Here is a 19,385-nt window from a genome sequence, read left to right on the forward strand (position 1 = left end):
GCCGCTTCGCGGCGCGCTCCTCAACCTTCGTGGGCGGCTCCGCCGCTCACGAATTCTTGAAGACGCGGTCGGTGATGCTCTTCGAGCCGCGTCCGATCGCGAGGAGTCCGCTCTGCGCGATCTCCTTGATGCCGTAGGGCTCGAGCATCCGCAGCAGCGCCTGCACCTTGCCGCTGTCGCCGGTGACCTCGATGACGAGCGCGTCGGGCGCGACGTCGACGATGTGGGCGCGAAACAGCGTCACGGCCTCCAGCACCTGCGATCGCGTGGTGTTGTCGACGCGCACCTTGACGAGCATGTGCTCGCGCTGCACGGACTGCGCCGGGTCGAGCTCGACGATCTTGATGACGTTGATGAGCTTGTTGAGCTGCTTCGTCACCTGCTCGAGCGGCAGCTCGTCGACGTCCACGACGACCGTGATGCGGCTGAGTCCCTCGATCTCGGTCTTGCCGACCGCGAGCGACTCGATGTTGAAGCCGCGCCGGGCGAAGAGCCCAGCGACGCGGGTGAGCAGGCCGGGCTTGTCCTCGACGAGGAGGGAGAGGACGTGACTCATTCGTCTCCCCAATCCGGCGCGTGCTCGCGCGCGTACTGCACCTGCGAGTTGCCGACGCCCTGCGGCACCATCGGCCACACCATCGCGTCGCGCGAGACGACGAAGTCGATCACCACGGGACGGTCGTTCGTCTGAAGGGCGAGCTGGATGGCGGCATCCACCTCGTCCTCGGTGGTGACCCGGATGCCGAGCGCGCCGTACGCCTCCGCGAGCTTCACGAAGTCGGGGATGCGCACGGTGTCGTGGCCCGTGTTGAGGTCGGTGAACGAGTGGCGCCCGTCGTAGAACAGGGTCTGCCACTGCCGCACCATGCCGAGCGACGAGTTGTTGATGATCGCGACCTTGATCGGGATGTCGTTGATCGTGCAGGTCGCGAGCTCCTGATTGGTCATCTGGAAGCATCCGTCGCCGTCGATCGCCCACACCACGCGGTCGGGGTTCGCGACCTTCGCGCCCATCGCCGCGGGCACGGAGTAGCCCATCGTGCCGGCGCCGCCGGAGTTGAGCCACGCCTTGGGGCGCTCGTAGTCGATGAACTGCGCCGCCCACATCTGGTGCTGGCCGACGCCCGCCGCATAGATCGCCTCCGGGCCGGACAGCTCGCCGATGCGCCGGATGATCGCCTGCGGCGAGAGCAGCCCGTCGTCGGTGGGCGTGAAGCCGAGCGGGTACTGGGCCTTCAGTCCGTTCAGCCGCTCCCACCACGCGGTGAGGTCGGCCGCCTGGCCCAGGTCGCGCCACGCGGCGATGAGGTCGCCGAGCACGTCCTTCGCGTCGCCCACGATCGGCACGTCCGCGTGCCGGATCTTGCCGATCTCGGCCGGATCGATGTCGACGTGCACGACCTTCGCGTCGGGCGCGAACTCGCTCACCTTGCCGGTCACCCGGTCGTCGAAGCGCGCCCCCAGGGCGACGATCAGGTCGCTCTCCTGCAGGCCGAGCACCGCGGGCACGGCGCCGTGCATGCCGGGCATGCCGAGGTGCTGCGGGTGCGAGTCGGGGAACGCCCCGCGCGCCATGAGCGTCGTCACGACCGCGGCCCCGGTGAGCTCGGCGAACTCGCGCAGCTCGCCCGACGCCTCGGCCCGGATGACGCCGCCGCCCACGTAGAGCACCGGGCGCTTCGAGTCCGCGAGCAGCTGGGCCGCCGCGACGATCTGCTTGCCGTGCGCCTTCGTCACCGGGCGGTAGCCGGGCAGCTCGACCTTCGGCGGCCAGATGAACGGCGCCGAGTTCTGCTGGGTGTCCTTCGTGATGTCGACGAGCACCGGTCCCGGACGCCCCGTCGAGGCGATGTGGTATGCGGATGCGATGGCCGCCGGCACGTCCTCGGGTCGCTTCACGAGGATGGAGTGCTTCGTGATCGGCATGGTGATGCCGACGATGTCGACCTCCTGGAACGCATCCGTTCCCATCAGGGTGGAGAACACCTGGCCGGTGATCGCGAGCAGCGGCACGGAGTCCATGTAGGCGTCCGCGATCGCGGTGACGAGGTTCGTGGCGCCGGGGCCGGAGGTGGCGATCGCGACCCCGACCTTCCCGGTCGACGAGGCGTAGCCCTCGGCGGCGTGGCCGGCGCCCTGCTCGTGGCGCACCAGGATGTGGCGGATGGCGGTCTGCGCCATGAGCTCGTCGTAGAAGGGCATGATCGCGCCGCCGGGCAGGCCGAACACGTCGGTCACGCCGAGCAGCTCGAGGCTCTTGAGCACGGCACCCGACCCGGTCAGCACGGGGGGTGCACCCTGGGGAGCCCGCGGGACGGCGGGCACAGGGGTTTCCGTAGGCATGGGGTTCCTTGGAGTTGCGGAGGTGAAGGGGAGCGCGGAGCTCAGCCGGTGACCGCGCCGCGGGACGCGGACGACACGAGCTTGGAGAACTTCGCGAGCACGCCACGGGTATAGCGCGGAGGAAGGGGCGCCCAGCCGTCACGGCGGGCTGCGAGCTCCTCCGCGTCGACGAGTAGGTCGAGGGAGCGAGCCGCGATATCGACCCGAATCAGATCACCATCGCGCACGAGGGCGATGGGACCTGCGTCCACCGCTTCCGGTGCTATGTGGCCGACGCACAGGCCGGTTGTGCCGCCTGAGAATCGTCCGTCGGTCAACAGTAGTACATCGCTGCCGAGCCCGGCGCCCTTGATGGCCGCGGTGATCGCGAGCATCTCCCGCATGCCGGGTCCGCCCTTGGGTCCCTCGTAGCGGATGACGACGACCTCGCCCTTCGCGATCTCGCCCGCGGCGAGCGCGTCGAGCGCGGCGCGCTCGCGCTCGAACACGTGCGCGGGCCCGGTGAACACCTCGGCGTCGAAGCCGGCGGTCTTGACGACCGCGCCCTCGGGCGCGAGCGAGCCCTTGAGGATGGTGAGGCCGCCCGTCGCGTGGATCGGGTTGTCGAGGGTGCGCAGCACCTCGCCGTCGAGCGGCGGGATGTAGCCGTAGTCCTCGAGGTTCTCGGCGACGGTCCGGCCCGTGATGGTGAGGCAGTCGCCGTGGATGAGGCCCGCCTCGAGGAGCGCCTTCATGAGCACGGGGATGCCGCCGTGGCGGTCGACGTCGTTCATGACGTACTGGCCGAAGGGCTTCAGGTCGCCGATGTGCGGCACCCGGTCGCCGATGCGGTTGAAGTCGTCGATCGTGAGGTCGACGCCGGCCTCGTGCGCGATCGCGAGCAGGTGGAGCACGATGTTCGTCGAGCCGCCGAGCGCCATGCCGACCGCGATCGCGTTCTCGAACGCCTTCTTGGTCAGGATGTCGCGCGTGCGGATGCCCTGCCGCAGCATCCCGACGACGGCCTCGCCGGAGCGGTGCGCGTAGTAGTCGCGGCGGCGGTCGGCGGATGCGGGGCTCGCGGAGCCCGGCAGCGAGAGCCCGAGCGCCTCGGCGACGCTCGCCATCGTGTTCGCCGTGTACATGCCGCCGCACGAGCCCTCGCCGGGGGCGAACGCGCACTCGATCCGCCTGGCGTCGTCCTCGCTCATCAGGCCCGCCTGCACGGCGCCGACGGCCGCGAACGAGTCGATGATGGTGATGTCCTTCTCGGTGCCGTCGGACAGCTTCACCCAGCCGGGCGCGATCGATCCGGCGTAGAGGAAGACGGATGCCAGGTCCAGCCGCGCGGCCGCCATGAGCATGCCGGGGATCGACTTGTCGCAGCCGGCGAGCAGCACGGAGCCGTCGAGGCGCTCGGCCATCATGACCGTCTCGACGCTGTCCGCGATGACCTCGCGGCTCACGAGCGAGAAGTGCATGCCCTCGTGGCCCATGGAGATGCCGTCGGAGACCGACACGGTGCCGAACTGCAGCGGGTAGCCGCCCCCGCCGTGCACGCCCTCCTTGGCCGCCTGCGCGAGCCGGTCGAGGCTCAGGTTGCACGGGGTGATCTCGTTCCACGAGCTCGCGATGCCGATCTGCGGCTTGTCCCAGTCGGCGTCGCCCATCCCGACCGCGCGCAGCATCCCGCGGCTCGTCATCGCCTCGATGCCGTCGGTGACGGTGCGCGAGCGCGGCTTGATGTCGTGCGCTCCGTCGCGCAGGGGCAGATCTTCGCGGACCAGTTCGGGCACAGCGCTGCCCTCGGACGACGTTTCCGGCATGTTTCTCAGTGTAGGGCCGCGCGGATGGGCGCTGCCGCGCCGTGGGACGTCGCGACCGATGTCGACTCGGTCGATGCAGGCGCGCCGCTGTGCACGGCGCACAAGGTGGTGCGGGCCAAGAAGACGCAGTATGCGTCGTACACCTTCACGACCCTGCCGTCGGAGGACTCGCCCGAGGTCGCCGAGATCGTGAAGTCAGTCGGCATCGGCAAGGCGCAGTGTTGCAGGAAGCTCCTCCCCGCATATCGGCCCGGGTTCACGGCGTCCGAGCGGGAGGCGATCCTGCTGGATGAGGGGGAAGAGCTGTGCGCGCGCCTCGCTCGCCGTGATCGCCAGCTACTGCTCGTGGACGTCGCCCTCGCGGAAGTCCGCGAGGAGGGCGAGCACGCGCGCGACATCCGCGGGACCCGCGACGCGGTGGGAAGCGGATGTCGCCCCCGCGCCCGCCTTGACGCCCACGTCATCCGGAGCGAGCGCCGCGAAGCCGTCCTCGTCGGTGACATCGTCGCCCGCGAAGAACACGCCGGTGGCGCGCGTGTACTCGCGCAGGTGCTCGATCGCCTCGCCCTTCGTGGTGGAGCGCACGGCGAACTCGAGCACGTTCTTGCCCCGCCGGATCTTAAGGTCGTCGTCCTCGGCGACCGCCTCGGACAGCGCAACGAGGTGGGCGACGCGCGAGTCGTGCTCGGTCGCCAGTCGCGTGTGCAGGGCGAAGCCCGCGGGCTTCTGCTCGACCCAGACCTGGTCGATGGCCTCGGCGACCGAGCCGAGCACCGTGCGCAGCACGTCGACGCGCTTCAGCTCGCTCTCGTTGAGCGCGAGCCCGTCGCCGGGATTGTCGAGGCGGAGCTCGATGCCGTGGCTGCCGACGAGAAGCGCCTCGTCGGGCATCTCCGACACCCGCTCGAGCGAGCCGAGCGAGCGGCCCGAGACGAGGGCGACGCGCGTGTTCGGCATCGCGAGCAGTCGCAGCACGGCCGTGCGCGCATCCGGGAGCGCCCTGGCCTGCTCGGGGTCGTCGACCTCGGGCGCGAGCGTGCCGTCGAAGTCGAGCGCGACGAGCAGGCGTCGCGTGCGCGCGAGCTCGCGGAGGGCGCCGACGAGCCCCTCGGGCACGCGGGACGACAGCAGGGGCGGATGCACGTCCATCAGGCGCGGAATCCCCCGGGCGGACGCTCGACCGTCCACTCCAGGTCGTCGATGTCATCCGTGGCCGCCGGGCGCACCGTGCGCTGCGCGGCCGCCTCGACGAGGGTCTCGAGGAACCGGGACGACCACGCGGCGACGTCGTTCTCGCGCACCCGCTTGCGCAGCGACCGCATCCGCGCCTGGCGCTCGCGCTTGGGCATGCTGATCGCCTGCAGGATGGCGTCCTTGAGCCCGTCGATGTCGTGCGGGTTGATGCGCACCGCGCGCTTGAGCTCGTCCCACGCGCCCGTGAACTCGCTCAGCACGAGCACGCCGTCGTCGTCGATGCGGCTCGCGACGTACTCCTTCGCGACGAGATTCATGCCGTCGCGCAGCGCGGTGACGAGCATGACGTCGGCGGCGAGGTAGAGCGCGACCATCTCCTCGCGCGGGTAGCCGTGGTGCAGATAGTTGATGGCCGAGTGGCTGATCGTGCCGTAGTCGCCGTTGATCCGGCCCACGGTGAGCTCGATCTCGTCGCGCAGCTGCATGTAGGCCTGCACGCGCTCCCGGGAGGGCGACGCCACCTGCACGAGGGTGACGTCCTCGACGGCGAGCCCGCCGTCGGCGAGCAGCTCGCCGAACGCCTTGAGCCGGTGGCCGATGCCCTTCGTGTAGTCGAGGCGGTCGACTCCGAGCATGATCGTCTTCGGGTTGCCGAGGTCCTCGCGGATCTGCCGCGCACGCTCCTGGATGTCGGGCCGGCGCGCCATCTCCTCGTAGCTGGCCGAGTCGATCGAGATCGGGAACGCGCGCGCGACGACGCGACGGATGCCGCCCGCGTGCGGCACCTCGATGACGGGGTTCTTCGTGACGAACGGCGTGAGCCGGCGCACCGCCCGCGAGAAGTTGCCGGCGTCCGCGACGCGCTGGAATCCGATGACGTCGGCGCCGAGCAGTCCCCGCACGATCTGGGTGCGCCACGGCAGCTGCGAGTAGATGCCGTACGCCGGGAACGGGATGTGGTTGAAGAACCCGATGGTCAGGTCGGGGCGCAGCGCGCGCAGCATCGACGGCACGAGCTGCAGCTGGTAGTCCTGCACCCAGACGATCGCGTCCGGGGCGCTCTGGCGCGCGGCCTCCTCGGCGAACCGGCGGTTCACCTGCACGTAGCGCTCCCACCACACCCGGTGGTAGGTCGGCGGCGAGATGACGTCGTGGTAGAGCGGCCACAGCGTGTCGTTGCTGAAGCCCTCGTAGTACTTCTCGATGTCCTCGGCGCTGAGCGCCACCGGCACGATGTGGATGCCGTCGTTGTCGAACGGCGCGAGCTCGAGGTCGGGCGCGCCCGCCCAGCCGATCCAGGCGCCGTCGCGCTCGCGCATGACGGGCTCGAGCGCGGTGACGAGGCCGCCCGGCGACTGCTTCCAGCCGGCCTCGCCCTCGGGGAACGTGCCGTCGGGGTTCTGCACGCGGTCCACCGGGAGCCGGTTCGAGACGACGACGAAGGCGTACTCGCCCGGCTCTGTCGTCGTCTGCTCGCTCATGCTGTGATCCGGCGCCTCGGCCGGTGCTGCGAGCCTACCGCGCCGCGCCGCGCCGGCGGCGGCAGTAGCATCCGCTTCATGGCGACCACTCGGCTCTACCGCGACGGCACCCTCGTGGCGGAGGACTTCCCGGTCGCGCAGATCTCCGACCACCTCGGCGAGCCCGGCGCGACCGTGTGGGCCGACTTCGTGTCGCCCACCGAGCAGGATCTCTCCGCGATCCAGCGCGAGCTCGGGCTGCACCGGCTCGCCGTCGAGGACGCGACGCACGAGCACCAGCGCCCGAAGCTCGACATCTACGACTCGCACTGGTTCCTCGCGGCGTACGACATGCGCTTCGAGGAGCAGACCGGGCGCGTCGCGAAGCACGAGGTGACGGCGTTCATCACGGAGCACGCGCTCGTGACCGTGCACGACGAGAGCTTCGACGTTCGGCGGGTGACGGACCGCTGGGACAGCGTCGCCGATCTGGCGGGCGCGGGCAGCGCGTTCCTGCTCTGGGGGCTGCTCGACGTCATCGTGGACGCGCAGTTCGACGCCGTGCGCCAGCTCGACCAGGCCGCGGACGACATCGAGGACCTGCTCTTCGACGACGGGCCGCACGACCGCGAGATCGGCCGGCGATCGTTCGCGCTGCGCAAGTCGATCGTGTTCGTGCGCCGCGCCGTGCTGCCGATGCGCGACGTCGTCTCGGGCGTCATGCGGCACGACCTCACCCGGGCGCAGGCGGCCATCGCGCCGTACTACCAGGACGTGTTCGACCACGTGCTCCGCACGATCGAGTGGACGGACACGGTGCGCGACCTGCTCGCGACGATCGTCGACACGCACGAGGGCGTGCGCGCCAACCGGATGAACCTCGTGATGAAGAAGGTCACGTCGTGGGCGGCGATCATCGCCGTGCCGACCGCGATCACGGGGTTCTTCGGGCAGAACCTGCTGTTCCCGGGGTACGGCACGGGCTGGGGCGTCGCGCTCTCGACGCTGCTCATCGTCGCGACGGGCGTTGGCCTCTTCGCGGCGTTCAAGCGCAACGACTGGCTCTAGCCCCGCGGCGCCGAGCGCCGGGGGCTCAGGGCGTCGCCGAGAGCAGCCCGAGCGCCGCCGCCCGCCGCGACCGGCCGAGCACCGCGAGCGACAGCAGCACGCTCACCGCCCCGAGAACGGCGAGGTAGACGGATGCCGTCCCGACGGGCGCGAGCGACCCTCCCGAGATGATCGCCTGCATCCCGTCCACGGCTCGCGTGATCGGCAGCAGCGGGCTGATCGCCTGGAAGAGGGGCGCGACGATCTGGATCGGGTACGCGCCGCCGGTCGCGACGAGCTGCACGGCGAACAGCATGAGCGAGAGCACGAGCCCGCGGTGGCTGAGCACGAGCGCGAGCAGCGCGTGGAACGCCGTGAACGAGAGCGCCGTCAGCACCGCGAACGGCAGGGACAGGCCGAGCCTCGACCACGGCACGTCGAGCGCGCCGTGCAGCAGCGCCACGAGCACGACCGCCTGCACGACGGTCACGCCCGACGCCCGGCCGAGCGCCGCGAACAGGATGCGGCGGCCGGGCGCCGACGAGGCGAGCGTGCGACGGGTGGTCGGGCGCAGCACCAGGAACACGGCGAGCGCACCGATCCACAGGCCGAGCGGCACGAGCACGGTCGCGAGCGCCTGCCCGATCGAGGTCACCGCGTGGTCGGTGCCGGTCGTGTAGGTCACCGGGTCGGTCACCGTCGCGGCGCGGGCGTCGGCCTCCGCGGCGGTGTACGACGGCGCCTTCGCCGCGCCGTCGCCGAGCCCGTCGGCGAGCTTCCGCGCCCCGTCGCCGAGCCTGGTCGCGCCGTCGGACAGCCGCGGGATGCCGTCGGCGAGCGTGCGCGCCCCGGCCGCCGACCGCGACGCGCCGTCCGCGAGGTCGTCGAGGCCGGTCGCGAGCGAGCCGCCGCCGGTCGCGAGCGTCGCGCCGCCCGAGGTGAGTGCGTCGCCCGCCGTCGCGAGGGACGCCGCGCCCGTCGCACTCAGGTGCACGCCCGACCGGATGCCGTCGATGCCGGAGGCGGCACCGCTCGCGAGCGTCGACCCGCTCGTGGCGAGCGCGGCGAGTCCGTCCGCGAGCTGCTGCGCCGCGGCCCTGGTCTGCGCGTCGACGGTCGGGTCGGCCTGGATCAGCTGGTTGAGCTGCGCGAGCCCGGCGGACGTCTGTGCGACGCCGGCGGTGTACTGGGCGATCCCGGTCTCGAGGTCGTCGAGCCGGGCCGCCCCGGCGTCGAGCCGGCCGAGGCCAGCCGAGAGCTGCCGGACACCGCCCGCGTACCGCGCGACGCCCTTCGTATAGGTCCGCACGCCGGCCGCGTACTCGTGCGCTCCGTCGGCGGCGGTCGCGGCGCCGGAGGCGAGCGTGCCGAGCCCGGTGGCGAGCTGATCCGCGCCGTCGCCGAGGCGCTCGGTGCCGGCGGCGAGGTCGCCCGCGCCGCCCGCGAGCGTGCGCGCGCCGTCGGCCGCGTCGCCGAGCGAGGCGCCGACGTCCGAGAGTCCGCTGAACAGCCCGGAGACATACTTCTCGGTGATCTGCGACCCGAGCTCGGTGCGCACGGTCTCGGCGACGGTCTGCGCGACCGCGCCGCCGAGGTAGTCGTGGGCGGCATCCGTGCGGATCGAGAACGACGCCTGCCGCGGGTCGTCGCCCTGCAGCGACGTGATCGAGGCGGAGAAGTCGCGCGGGATCGTCAGCACGGCGTAGACCTGGCCGGCCGCGAGCTTCCTGCGGGCGTCGTCGCCGTTGGTGATCTGCCAGTCGAAGCCGCCGGCCGCGCCCGTGAGCTGCGACACGATCAGGCGGCCCGCGAGCACCGGCGTCTCGGTGCCGTCGGCGGCCGTCTGCGTCACCATCTCGTCGTCGTTGACGACCGCCGCCGGGATGTGCTCGATGCGCTCGGTCGCGCTCGACAGCGCTCCGACGACGACCCCCGTGAACACGGCGGGCACGAGGGCGACGACGGCGAGGGCGAGCCAGCGCCGCGCGGTCCGCGCGCGCGGCGACGACCCGGCGGGCGACGGCCCGGCCGGAACGGTCTCGGGCGACGTCATGAGCGTGCTCCTTCCACGAGCGCGGGGGTATGGGCGAGCCCGGCCCGGCGCTCGGCGAGGGCGTACAGGTCGATGGGCACGACGGGCCGGACGACCTCGGTCGCATCGCGCAGCACGAGCGGCGTGCCGATCACGACCGTCGTCGCGGCCGCAGCGAGGCGGTCGACGGCGGCGAGGTAGGCGCGCTCGTCCGGCTCCTGGAACGCGTCGAGCTGGTCGAGCATCACGACCGGGGCGCGCTCGGCGAGGGCGACGATCGTGAGCGCGAGCGCGCGCTCGAACTGCGGCAGCGCCTCGAGCGTGCTCGCGAGCGTGATCGGCGTGAGCGGCCGGCCCGCGACATCCGCCGCCACCCGGTTGACCTCGGCGAGGCGGGCCCGGATGACGCGCCGCGTCGCGAACGCGCGGTACCAGGGCAGGGTGAGCTCCAGGCGCTCGCGCAGCAGCTGCCCGACGGTGACCGTGACCTCGGGCCGCGTCGACCCGCCGACGTCGGCGAGCGCCACGCGGCGCCGCACCTTCGCGGCCTCCGACGGCAGGGGAGCCCCGGCGACCTGGGCGCGGCCGGCGACGAGGTCCATCCGGCCGGAGAGCGTCGCGGCGAGCACCCGGCGGTCGGCCGCGGTGCCGCTCGCGATGACGATCGAGCCGACCGCCACCCGCACGTCGATCGGGCCGACGCCGTGCTCGCCGCGGCCGGCGACGACGCCCTCGGCGGAGACCGCGAACGCGCGCTCGTCCGCGGCCCAGTCCACGGCCTCGCGGTGCTTGCTGAGCGCCTCGCCCTCGACGTCGACATCGGGCAGGATGCGGCCCAGCCAGCGCGGCATCCACCAGGCGACGCGGCCGAGCAGCGTCATGATCGCGGGCACGAGGGTCATCCGCACGAGGAACGCGTCGATCGCGATGCCGACCGCGAGCCCGAGCGCGATCGGCTTGATGGCGCCCGATCCGTCCGGGAAGAAGGATGCGAAGACGAAGAACATGATGAGCGCGGCCGCCGTGACGACCCGGGCGCCGTTCGCGAACCCGCGTTCGACGGCGCGCCGCGGGTCGCCGCCGTGCACGAACTCCTCCCGCATGCCCGAGACGAGGAACACCTCGTAGTCCATGGCGAGCCCGAACAGCACGGCCATGATGATGATCGGCAGGAAGCTGATGATCGGGCCGGTGTGCTCGACGCCGAGCGCGTCGGCGAGCCAGCCCCACTGGAACACCGCGACGACGACGCCGAACGAGGCGCCGATCGAGAGCACGAAGCCGAGCGCCGCCTTGAGCGGCACGAGCACGCTGCGGAACACCATCATGAGCAGGATGACGCTGAGCCCCACGACGATGACGAGGAACGGCACGAGCGCGTTGGTGAGCCGGGTCGAGATGTCGATCGCGATCGCGGTCGTGCCCGTGACGCTGATCGGCGTGTCGTAGCGCTTCTCGATCGACGGCTCGAGGTCGCGGATCGCCCGCACCAGGTCCTTCGTCTCGGGGGCGTCGGGGGCGCTCGACGGCGTGACCTGGATGATCGCGGTGTCGACGGTCGCATCCGGGATGCCGTCGGCGACGTAGGCGACGTCGGGCAGCTCGCGCAGGCGGTCGGCGATGCGGTCCAGGTCGTCGAGCACGTCGGTGGTCTGGGTGATGTCGACCATGACGATGAGCGGACCGTTGAAGCCCGCGCCGAAGCCGCGCGACGTCAGGTCGTACGCCTCGCGCTGCGTCGTGCCGGCGGGCTCCGAGCCGTTGTTCGGCAGGTTGAGGTCGATGCTGAACGTCGGGATCGCGACCGTGCCGAGGAGGCCGACGACGAGCACGAGGAACACGATCGGCGCGCGCATGACGAGCCGCACCCAGCGCCGTCCGAGCGAGCCGCCCCGGGTCGCATCGCTCGCGGCGGCGAGCGCCCGCCGGGCCGCGCGCGAGCCCGGTCTCGGCGCCAGGCGATGGCCGGCGAGGCCGAACAGCGCCGGCAGCAGCGTGGTCGCGATCGCGATCGCGATGAGCACCGCGAAGGCCGCGCCGATGCCCATCACGGTCAGGAACGGGATGTCGACGACGAGCAGTCCGACGAGCGCGATGATCACGGTGAGGCCCGCGAACACGACGGCGCTGCCGGCCGTGCCCACCGCGAGGCCCGCCGACTCGCGCGGCTCGACGCCGTGTGCGAGCTGGCTGCGGTGGCGCGACAGGATGAACAGCGCGTAGTCGATGCCGACCGCGAGGCCGATCATGAGGGCGAGCATGGGTGCCGTGCTCGACACGTCGGCGAACGCCGCGACCCCGAGGATGCCGCCCATGGCGATGCCGACGCCGATGAGCGAGCCGAGCAGCGGCATCCCGGCGCTCAGCAGCGATCCGAACGTGATGACGAGCACGACGGCCGCGAAGATCACGCCGAACAGCTCGACGATCGAGACGCCGAAGGACTGGTCCTGGAACACCTGCCCGCCGAACGCGACGGTCATGCCGGCGCGCTCGGTGATGGATGCCGTCCTCTCGAGGTCGGCGATCGTCGCGGCCGTGACATCCGCGACGGCGCCGTCGAACTGCACCTTGATGATCGCCATGGTGCGGTCGTCGTTCACGGCCTTGCCCGCGTACTCGTCGAACGGGCCGACGACCGCCTCGACCTGCTCAAGGCTCTCGATCGCGTCGACCTGGTCGGCGATGGCGTCGCGGTAGTCGTCGACCGTGCGGTCCGCCGCCGCCTCGACGACGACCTGCACGGAGGCACCGCCCACCTGCGGGAACACCGCGCCGAGCGTGTCGAGCGCGTTCTGCGACTCGGTGCCGGGGATGGAGAACGCGTCGGAGAGCTGGCCGCCGAGCGCGAGGCCGCCGCCGAGCGCACCGCCGAGGATGAGCACCCAGGCGGCGAGCACGTACCAGGCCCGGCGGAACGCGAACCGACCGAGTCGGTAGAGGATGGTGGCCACGGGCTACTCCGGGGGTGGTGTCGGGCGGTCGAGGACGCGGATGGGCGAGAGCAGCTCCGTCATCACGGCGGTGATCGCGCGCCGGAGCTCGTGCTCGTCGGCGTGCAGCCCCTCGTGCCCGTCTCCGGCGACGAGCATGTAGGCGGAGCCCGCGAGGGCGATCCCGAACCGTGCCTTGTCCTCGGCCCCGATGCCGACGGACGCGAAGTAGCCGCCGAGGCGGTCGATGATGCCGAACGCCCGGGCGATGACGGGCACGTCGACGAGACCGCGACCGTGGTTGACGAAGACGCTCACCGCGAGGCGGTGCTCGAACAGCAGGTCGACGAAGCCCGCGATGAACCCGGGCCGCGCCTCGGGGCTGTCGATGGCCGAGGCGATGTCGTCGAGCAGGGTGCCGAGCGCGTCGACCGCCGGCACGACGGATGCCTCGAGCAGCGCCTGCTTGGAGGCGAAGTGGTAGAGCACGGCCGATTTCGACAGGCCCGCGGCATCCGCGATCGCCTGGAGCGACGTGCCCGCGTAGCCGTCGCGGGCGAACTCGACGAGTGCGACGGCGATGATCTCGTCCCGGCTCGTGTTCATGCGTCGAGCCTAGCTGACCGATCGGTCAGTTTCCTGTCCGATCGGTCAGACCACCGATCCCTCCCCAGGCGGCTCGAAGCCGCCGGACGCGCGCGCTACCGTGGCCGCATGCGCAAATACCTGTTCAACACCCAGCTGCTCGGCGCCGTCGTCGGCGGATGGACGACACTGCAGGCCACGCGCAAGGGACCGCGCGACTGGCGGCTCGCGCTGATGTGGGCCGGCTGGGGCATCGGGGTCGCCGTCGCCATCGGCACGATCATCATCGACGCCCGCGGCCGCGAGCTCGAGGAAGCCACGTCCGGGCCCGACCGGGACGAGTGAACCGGACGCCGGCGTTCGACCGATGGGGGCGCGCGATGGCTGAGCACCTCAGCATCACCACACCGCGATCGTGGTTCGAGCTCGAGCTGCGGCCGCAGCGCCGCGACGTCGCGATCAAGGATCTCGTCAACGAGCGGGTCAGGGAGATCCCCGCGCTGCGCGACCACCGGGCCGACGTCATCCGGATGCTGCGCCGCTACGCGCGCTGGGCCTGGAACGTGGGCGCGCGCTACTCGGCCGCGTTCGCGACGCCCGCCGAGGACACCGTCATCACGGGCAGCCTGATGATCACCGACCTCCCGTACCCGCCCGACGCCGGAGACGACCCGCTGGGCGCGGTCGCCGAGCACCTCTCCCGCGCGAGCGCCGGACCGGGCGACGAGACCTGGTCGAGCGTCGAGATCGCCGAGATCGAGGGCCTCGGCCGCTGCCCGCGCTCCTTCGGCGTCGAGGACGTCGACCTGCCCAAGGGCGCCGGAACGGTGCGCGTGGTCACCATGCAGACCTTCGTCCCGCTCCGTGCCGGCCGTCTGCTGCTGGTCGCCTGCTCCTCCCCCGACCTCGACCTCGCCGCCGACCTGCTCGAGCTGTTCGCGGCGGTCACGGCGACGCTGCGCGTGCGCGCGGACGAGGCGGCCCCGGCGGCGGCGCGCTGATGGCCCGGTCCCGTCGACGACCGAGCACCGCGCCCGACGCGACGATGCCGACCGTCTCGGTCGCCGACGTCGAGGCGTGGCGGGCGTCCGGCGCACTCGCCGCCGTCCACCGCACCCCGGTCCCGGCGCCGCGCACCGTCGACTCGGTCGTCGCCGCCGCCGGGCGGGTCGGCCAGGACGGCCAGTTCGGCTACTACCGGCCGACGGACCTGCCGGCGCGGGCCGTCGCGCGCTTCACCTTCGAGGACGGCCGGTTCCTCGACGTCATCGGGGACGGCCTCGTCGGTCGCGACCCGGGCGACCCGGGCGACCCGGGCGACCCGCGCATCCGGCACGTGATCTCGCTCGACGACTCGCGCCGCGAGCTGAGCCGCGTGCACCTGACCTTCGGCGTCACGCCCGAGCGCGAGCTCTGGATCGCCGACCAGCACTCCACCAACGGCGTGCAGATCACGCGCCGCGACCGCGGCACCGTGCCGTGCGCGCCCGGCGTGCGCACCACGATCGACCAGGGCGACATCGTGACCTTCGCCGGTCACGCGATGTCGGTCACCCGGCTGCTGCCGATCGAGCCGGCGATCAGTCGGCGGACGGCAGCCGAATCTCCCGCAGGGTGAGGTCTGCGCCGTGATGCAGGCCGAGCCCCGGCCGCGTGCCGCGCCCCACGAGCCCGCGGTGCAGCTTCGCGCCGATGAGCTCCCCGTCGCTGACCGACTGCGGGTCGAGCAGCACGCCCCGGCGGCTCTTCTTGAGCTCGAGCTGCCAGCCGCGGAACCCGCTCGCCACCTCGTCGAGGGCTCCCGCGACGACGACGCCCTGCCCGTGTTCCCGGCCCGTGGACAGGATGTCGCGGAACACCGCCTCCGCCGGTGACTCCCGCAGCAGCTCGGCGTCGTCGACGAGCACGACCACGTGCTCGTCGCTCGCGGGCACCAGGGCGCGCAGCTCGTCCTCGCCGATCGCGGCATCCGTGACCACCGCGAGCACGCCCGGCTCGCCCCCGAGGTCCCGGACGACGGATGGGCGCGGCGCGATGATCACGAGCCGGGTGCCGTGGGCGATGAGCGAGCGCCCCATGGTCGCGAGCAGCGTGCTGCGGCCCGACCGGGCGGGACCGGCGATCACGAACCCGTTCTGGTCTCCCGAGAGGTCCGCGACGAGGCCGGTGAGCTCATCCCCGCCGACGCCGACGAGCGCCACGGACGGTCCGCGGGACTCCTCGGGCACGAGGGCGAGCGCGTCGGCGAGGGTCACGCTCGCCGGCAGCGGGTCGATGCGGAACGGTCGCGGACCCCGTGCGCTGCCGTGCGCGGTTCGCGCCGCCGCCCCGATCTCGCGCAGCGCCCGCGCCTGACCCTGGCCGGAGTTCTCGCCGGGCAGCACCGCGAACTGCAGCTCGGTGCCGCTCTGGTTCCAGAATCCGCGGCCGGGCCCGATCTCGTCCGGGAGGTCGCGCGCCCTGATGCCCTCGTTCGAGTATTCGCCGCGGTCGGCGAGGTTGAGCAGGATCTTGCGGTCGACGAGGCTCGACATGCGCGAGGAGAACAGCGTCCGGTCGCCCGAGACGACCAGGTGCACGCCCACCGTCGCGCCCTCGCGCAGCAGGAAGGCGACCCGGTCGACGAGCGCGCCGTTGTCGATGTCGGCGAGCACGTTGACGAAGCCCTCCCACTGGTCGATGAGCACGACGACGTGCGGGAGCCGGGCCTCGGGTGTGCCCGCGCGCTGCTCGGTGAGGCTCGCGACCCCGCTCGCCGAGAACGCGCTCTGCCGGTGCGCGACCTCGTCGACGAGGCCCTGCAGCAGGCGGCCGACGCGCTCCGGCTCGTGCCGCTGCACGACGACCCCGCAGTGCGGCAGCGCGCTCAGTGGCAGCAGCGCGCCGGTACCGCAGTCGATGGCGTAGAGGTGCAGATCCCCCACGGCGGCCGCGCTCGCGCCCGATCCCGCGATCGTACGCAGTGCCTGGCTGCGCCCGCTCCGCGCCGATCCGATCACGAACAGGTGACCGAGCTCGTCGAGGTCGAGCGCGGTCGTGACCTGCCGCTGCAGCGCCGGGTGATCCTCGAGCCCCACCGGGATGACGACGCCCACGCTCCGGCCGGACGGCACCGCCGGGAGCGCGTCGAGGCTCACGACGTCGCCGAGAGGCGGCAGCCAGGGCCGTCGCGGCGCCGGGATGCCGAGCGCGTCGGTAGCGCGGCGCACGGAGTCCACGAGCACCGTGAGGTCGGTGATCTCGACGTCTCCGGCGTCCCCGGTGGCCGCCTTCGGCACCGGCACGGGCTCGCTCCAGTCCGCGAAGCCGAGGTCCTCGACGAGCGGATCGGCGACGCCCACGACGGTCTGCGCCCCGGGGAACCGCCCGCCGACGCGACCGGCCTGGAACGGCATGAGCGACGCCGCGCCGAGGCGCACGTAGGCACGCCCGGGGGTCGCCTTCGAGATGCTCGCCGACTCGGGCGAGTCGATGACGTCGGTGCTCTCCGACGCATCCGTCATCCGCAGCGCGATGCGCAGGTTGGTGTTCGCGCGGATCTCGGGCGAGACCACGCCGCCCGGGCGCTGGGTGGCGAGGATGAGGTGGATGCCGAGCGAGCGACCGCGCTGGGCGATGCCCACGAGGCCGCGCACGAAGTCGGGCAGCTCCCGCGCCATCGACGCGAACTCGTCGATGACGATGAGCAGCCGCGGCAGCGAGGCGAGCTCCGGGCGCTTGGCCTGCAGGTCCTGGTAGTCCTCGAGATCCTTCGCCCCCGCCCCGGCGAACACGTGCTCGCGGGTGCGCAGCTCGGCGCCGAGCGAGTCGAGCGCGCGCTCGACCTGGTGGGCGTCGAGGTCGGTCACCATGCCGACGGTGTGGGGCAGGTCGACGCAGTCCTTGAACGCCGCGCCGCCCTTGTAGTCGACGAGCACGAAGTTCATCTCGGTGGGGGTGTTCGCGACGGCGAGCGAGGCGACGAGCGTCTGCAGCAGCTCGGACTTGCCGGACCCGGTCGTGCCCGCCACGAGACCGTGCGGCCCGTCGAGGCGCAGGTCGAGCGAGAACTCGCCGTCGATCGACTCGCCGAGCACGGCGCGCGTCGACCGGCCGCCGACGAGCCAGCGCGCCTGCACCGCCTCGGGCGTCGGCGGGTCGAGGGCGAGCACCGACAGCAGCCGGCTCGAGGTCGGGATGGCGCCGTCCGTGACGTCGGGGCTCGCGTCGCGGATCGGCCCGAGCGACCGGCCGATCCACTCGAGCCAGTCGTCGCCCACGATGTCGGGACGGATGCGGTCCACGAGGCTCACGCGCTGCTGGCGGATGAGCACCCCGTCGCCGTCCGCGATCACGACGGCGCCGCACTCCTCGGGCAGCAGCCGCTCGTCGGCGTCGACGCAGATCGAGTAGACGCCGACCTCGGGGCCCTCGCGCAGGATGCGCACGAGCGAGGGCATCGCGCGCAGCCGGCGCGCGCCGTCCATGACGACGACGATGTCGTCGGGCGTGGACCGGATGCGCTCGCGCCCGCTCGACCGCGTCGACGCCCGGGCCTCGATGATCGCGATGAGCTCGGCCACGCAGCGCGCCGTCGACGTGGTCGTCGTGCCGATGTTCGTCATCGACGAGCCGGGGTGCTCGCCCGCCGCGTGCGGCAGCCAGCCCAGCCACTCCCAGTCGGCACCGCGGCGGGACTCGGTGAGCAGGTAGAAGCGCACGTCCTTCGGGCTCTGCAGCACGCCGAGCTGCGCGAGCGCCCACTTCGCGATCGGGCGAGCCACCGCATCCGGTCCCGCGATGCCGACGACGCCGCGTTCGACGAGACTGACGATCGCGGGCACGTCGCGCGCATCCCAGACCACGGTGCGTTTGTGGGCGAGCTCCTCGGGGTCGTCGAGGGTGACGCGGCTCGGCTGCGTGGCCGTGCCGACGCGCAGCGTGAGGTGGTCGGGATCGGCCCGACGCCGGGCCCAGAGCAGCGGGAGGGGCGTCGTCGCGATCTCGTACACGAGGGCCGGGTCGGGAGCGCTCGCGAGCCACTCCTCGCGCTCGACCGCGAGCGCCTGCTGGGCGTCGGCCTCGATGCGGCGGCGCAGCTCCCAGTACTCGTCGACCTGCTGCCGGTAGGTCTTGCGGCCCGAGCGCTTCTGCTGCAGCTGCTGCACGATCATGATCACGGGTGAGAGCGCGGCGATGAGCAGGAACGCGTAGTTCTGGAAGGCGATCGCCGACACCCCCGCGGCCGCGATCGGCGTCAGCGCCGCCAGCAGGTTGAGCCCGCGACCCTGGGGTTCGGCGGGCGGCGACGGCAGCGTGAACGTCGCCGTGCGCTCGGGGGGCAGCAGCCGCGGCGGCCGGTTGTACTCGAACACGCTCGGGTCGTCGCCGACGACGAGGTGCGCACCGTTGTCGGCGAAGCGGGCGAGGCCGAGCAGCACGCCGCCGACCTCGAGCTGCGCGCCGTCGTTCCACTGCACGGCGGAGGCGACCGGCTCGCCGTCGAGCGCGGCGCCGCGGTACTCGTTGACCGGCTGCAGCCACACCGTGCCGTCGGCGCCGACCGTCGCGAGCAGCGCCACGTCGGGCACCGCCGCGCCCGAGGCATCCACCCCGTCGACCACGAGCTGCATCGACGGGTGCGCGCCGATCGCGACGACTCCCGCGCCGCAGCGCAGGATGCGGCCCGCCCCCGGCCCGGAGAGCACCCGGAGCTCGGCGATCGAGTCCGCGCGCAGCGGCGGCGGCGCGTAGCCCGCGTGCGCCATCGTCACCACGGTGCCGTCGCGTATGCCCGAGTCCCGCAGGGCGACCCGGGGGTCGAGCGGGCCGGCGCCGATGTACATCGTGAGCGGACCGCCCGGGTCCTCGGCGTCGACGCCGAGGCGCCGCTGGGCGAGCTCCACGACCTCCCCCGTCGGGATCGACGGGTCGGCGTCCACGTGGATGTTGCCGGCGCGCCGGGTCTGCGAGTTCTCCAGGGTGAAGGTGAACCTCATCCGTCCGC

Annotated in this window: 13 protein-coding genes; 4 read left to right on the forward strand and 9 right to left on the reverse strand. The window is 72.5% G+C overall.

Annotated features, from left to right (window positions below; translation table 11 throughout):
• Window positions 1-46: 46 nt before the first annotated feature.
• The 5 genes from ilvN to QT381_RS06560 form a co-directional block, all read right to left on the reverse strand.
• Complete coding sequence (gene ilvN, locus QT381_RS06540) at window positions 47-556, reverse strand: acetolactate synthase small subunit (RefSeq protein WP_289248013.1); 510 nt, start codon at window positions 554-556, stop codon at window positions 47-49.
• Complete coding sequence (locus tag QT381_RS06545; protein WP_289248014.1) at window positions 553-2,343, reverse strand: acetolactate synthase large subunit; 1,791 nt, start codon at window positions 2,341-2,343, stop codon at window positions 553-555. The genes ilvN and QT381_RS06545 overlap by 4 nt, the downstream gene beginning before the upstream one ends.
• A 41-nt stretch (window positions 2,344-2,384) precedes the next feature.
• Window positions 2,385-4,025, reverse strand: a complete 1,641-nt coding sequence (ilvD, locus tag QT381_RS06550; protein WP_502877468.1) for a dihydroxy-acid dehydratase — start codon at window positions 4,023-4,025, stop codon at window positions 2,385-2,387.
• 459 nt (window positions 4,026-4,484) lie between these two features.
• Window positions 4,485-5,297, reverse strand: a complete 813-nt coding sequence (gene otsB, locus QT381_RS06555) for a trehalose-phosphatase (protein WP_289248016.1) — start codon at window positions 5,295-5,297, stop codon at window positions 4,485-4,487.
• The gene (locus QT381_RS06560; protein ID WP_289248017.1) at window positions 5,297-6,823 is read right to left on the reverse strand and encodes an alpha,alpha-trehalose-phosphate synthase (UDP-forming); all 1,527 of its coding nucleotides are present in this window, start codon (window positions 6,821-6,823) and stop codon (window positions 5,297-5,299) included. Before QT381_RS06560 ends, otsB begins: the two co-directional genes overlap by 1 nt.
• A 78-nt stretch (window positions 6,824-6,901) precedes the next feature.
• On the opposite strand from QT381_RS06560, the gene QT381_RS06565 reads away from it, so the two are divergent.
• Window positions 6,902-7,870, forward strand: coding sequence for a magnesium transporter CorA family protein (locus tag QT381_RS06565; RefSeq protein WP_289248018.1), 969 nt, complete (start codon window positions 6,902-6,904; stop codon window positions 7,868-7,870).
• 25 nt (window positions 7,871-7,895) lie between these two features.
• On the opposite strand, the gene QT381_RS06570 is transcribed toward QT381_RS06565, so the two are convergent.
• The 3 genes from QT381_RS06570 to QT381_RS06580 are packed head-to-tail and all read right to left on the reverse strand — an operon-like array spanning window position 7,896 to window position 13,420.
• Complete coding sequence (locus QT381_RS06570) at window positions 7,896-9,902, reverse strand: YhgE/Pip family protein (protein ID WP_289248019.1); 2,007 nt, start codon at window positions 9,900-9,902, stop codon at window positions 7,896-7,898.
• On the reverse strand, window positions 9,899-12,835 hold the full coding sequence (locus tag QT381_RS06575) for an MMPL family transporter (RefSeq protein ID WP_289248020.1): 2,937 nt from the start codon (window positions 12,833-12,835) through the stop codon (window positions 9,899-9,901). The genes QT381_RS06570 and QT381_RS06575 overlap by 4 nt, the downstream gene beginning before the upstream one ends.
• A gap of 3 nt (window positions 12,836-12,838) precedes the next feature.
• Window positions 12,839-13,420: a TetR/AcrR family transcriptional regulator gene (locus QT381_RS06580; protein ID WP_289248021.1), complete on the reverse strand. Its 582-nt coding sequence runs from the start codon at window positions 13,418-13,420 to the stop codon at window positions 12,839-12,841.
• A 108-nt stretch (window positions 13,421-13,528) separates the two neighbouring features.
• On the opposite strand from QT381_RS06580, the gene QT381_RS06585 reads away from it, so the two are divergent.
• Genes QT381_RS06585 through QT381_RS06595 form a run of 3 tightly spaced genes read left to right on the forward strand, consistent with a single transcriptional unit; the run spans window position 13,529 to window position 15,017 of the window.
• Window positions 13,529-13,744, forward strand: a complete 216-nt coding sequence (locus QT381_RS06585; RefSeq protein WP_289248022.1) for a hypothetical protein — start codon at window positions 13,529-13,531, stop codon at window positions 13,742-13,744.
• A 35-nt stretch (window positions 13,745-13,779) separates the two neighbouring features.
• A complete protein-coding gene (locus QT381_RS06590) occupies window positions 13,780-14,400 on the forward strand; it encodes a hypothetical protein (protein ID WP_289248023.1) in 621 nt (206 codons plus the stop codon).
• On the forward strand, window positions 14,400-15,017 hold the full coding sequence (locus QT381_RS06595) for an FHA domain-containing protein (RefSeq protein ID WP_289248024.1): 618 nt from the start codon (window positions 14,400-14,402) through the stop codon (window positions 15,015-15,017). The genes QT381_RS06590 and QT381_RS06595 overlap by 1 nt, the downstream gene beginning before the upstream one ends.
• On the opposite strand, the gene QT381_RS06600 is transcribed toward QT381_RS06595, so the two are convergent.
• Entirely contained in the window at window positions 14,980-19,377 is a 4,398-nt protein-coding gene (locus QT381_RS06600; RefSeq protein ID WP_289248026.1) for an FtsK/SpoIIIE domain-containing protein, read from the reverse strand. The two genes, QT381_RS06595 and QT381_RS06600, sit on opposite strands and share 38 nt — an antisense overlap.
• Window positions 19,378-19,385 lie beyond the last annotated feature (8 nt).

The organism is Galbitalea sp. SE-J8, assembly GCF_030345695.1.
In the GTDB taxonomy this organism is placed as follows: domain Bacteria; phylum Actinomycetota; class Actinomycetes; order Actinomycetales; family Microbacteriaceae; genus JAUASV01.

Coding starts and splice junctions, on each gene's coding strand:
- otsB (WP_289248016.1), bottom strand. CDS start 5,297: ATGGACGTGCATCCGCCCCTGCTGTCGTCCCGCGTGCCCGAGGGGCTC.
- QT381_RS06595 (WP_289248024.1), top strand. CDS start 14,400: ATGGCCCGGTCCCGTCGACGACCGAGCACCGCGCCCGACGCGACGATG.
- QT381_RS06585 (WP_289248022.1), top strand. CDS start 13,529: ATGCGCAAATACCTGTTCAACACCCAGCTGCTCGGCGCCGTCGTCGGC.
- QT381_RS06545 (WP_289248014.1), bottom strand. CDS start 2,343: ATGCCTACGGAAACCCCTGTGCCCGCCGTCCCGCGGGCTCCCCAGGGT.
- ilvN (WP_289248013.1), bottom strand. CDS start 556: ATGAGTCACGTCCTCTCCCTCCTCGTCGAGGACAAGCCCGGCCTGCTC.
- QT381_RS06600 (WP_289248026.1), bottom strand. CDS start 19,377: ATGAGGTTCACCTTCACCCTGGAGAACTCGCAGACCCGGCGCGCCGGC.
- QT381_RS06580 (WP_289248021.1), bottom strand. CDS start 13,420: ATGAACACGAGCCGGGACGAGATCATCGCCGTCGCACTCGTCGAGTTC.
- QT381_RS06570 (WP_289248019.1), bottom strand. CDS start 9,902: ATGACGTCGCCCGAGACCGTTCCGGCCGGGCCGTCGCCCGCCGGGTCG.
- QT381_RS06560 (WP_289248017.1), bottom strand. CDS start 6,823: ATGAGCGAGCAGACGACGACAGAGCCGGGCGAGTACGCCTTCGTCGTC.
- QT381_RS06565 (WP_289248018.1), top strand. CDS start 6,902: ATGGCGACCACTCGGCTCTACCGCGACGGCACCCTCGTGGCGGAGGAC.
- QT381_RS06590 (WP_289248023.1), top strand. CDS start 13,780: ATGGCTGAGCACCTCAGCATCACCACACCGCGATCGTGGTTCGAGCTC.
- ilvD (WP_502877468.1), bottom strand. CDS start 4,025: ATGACGAGCCGCGGGATGCTGCGCGCGGTCGGGATGGGCGACGCCGAC.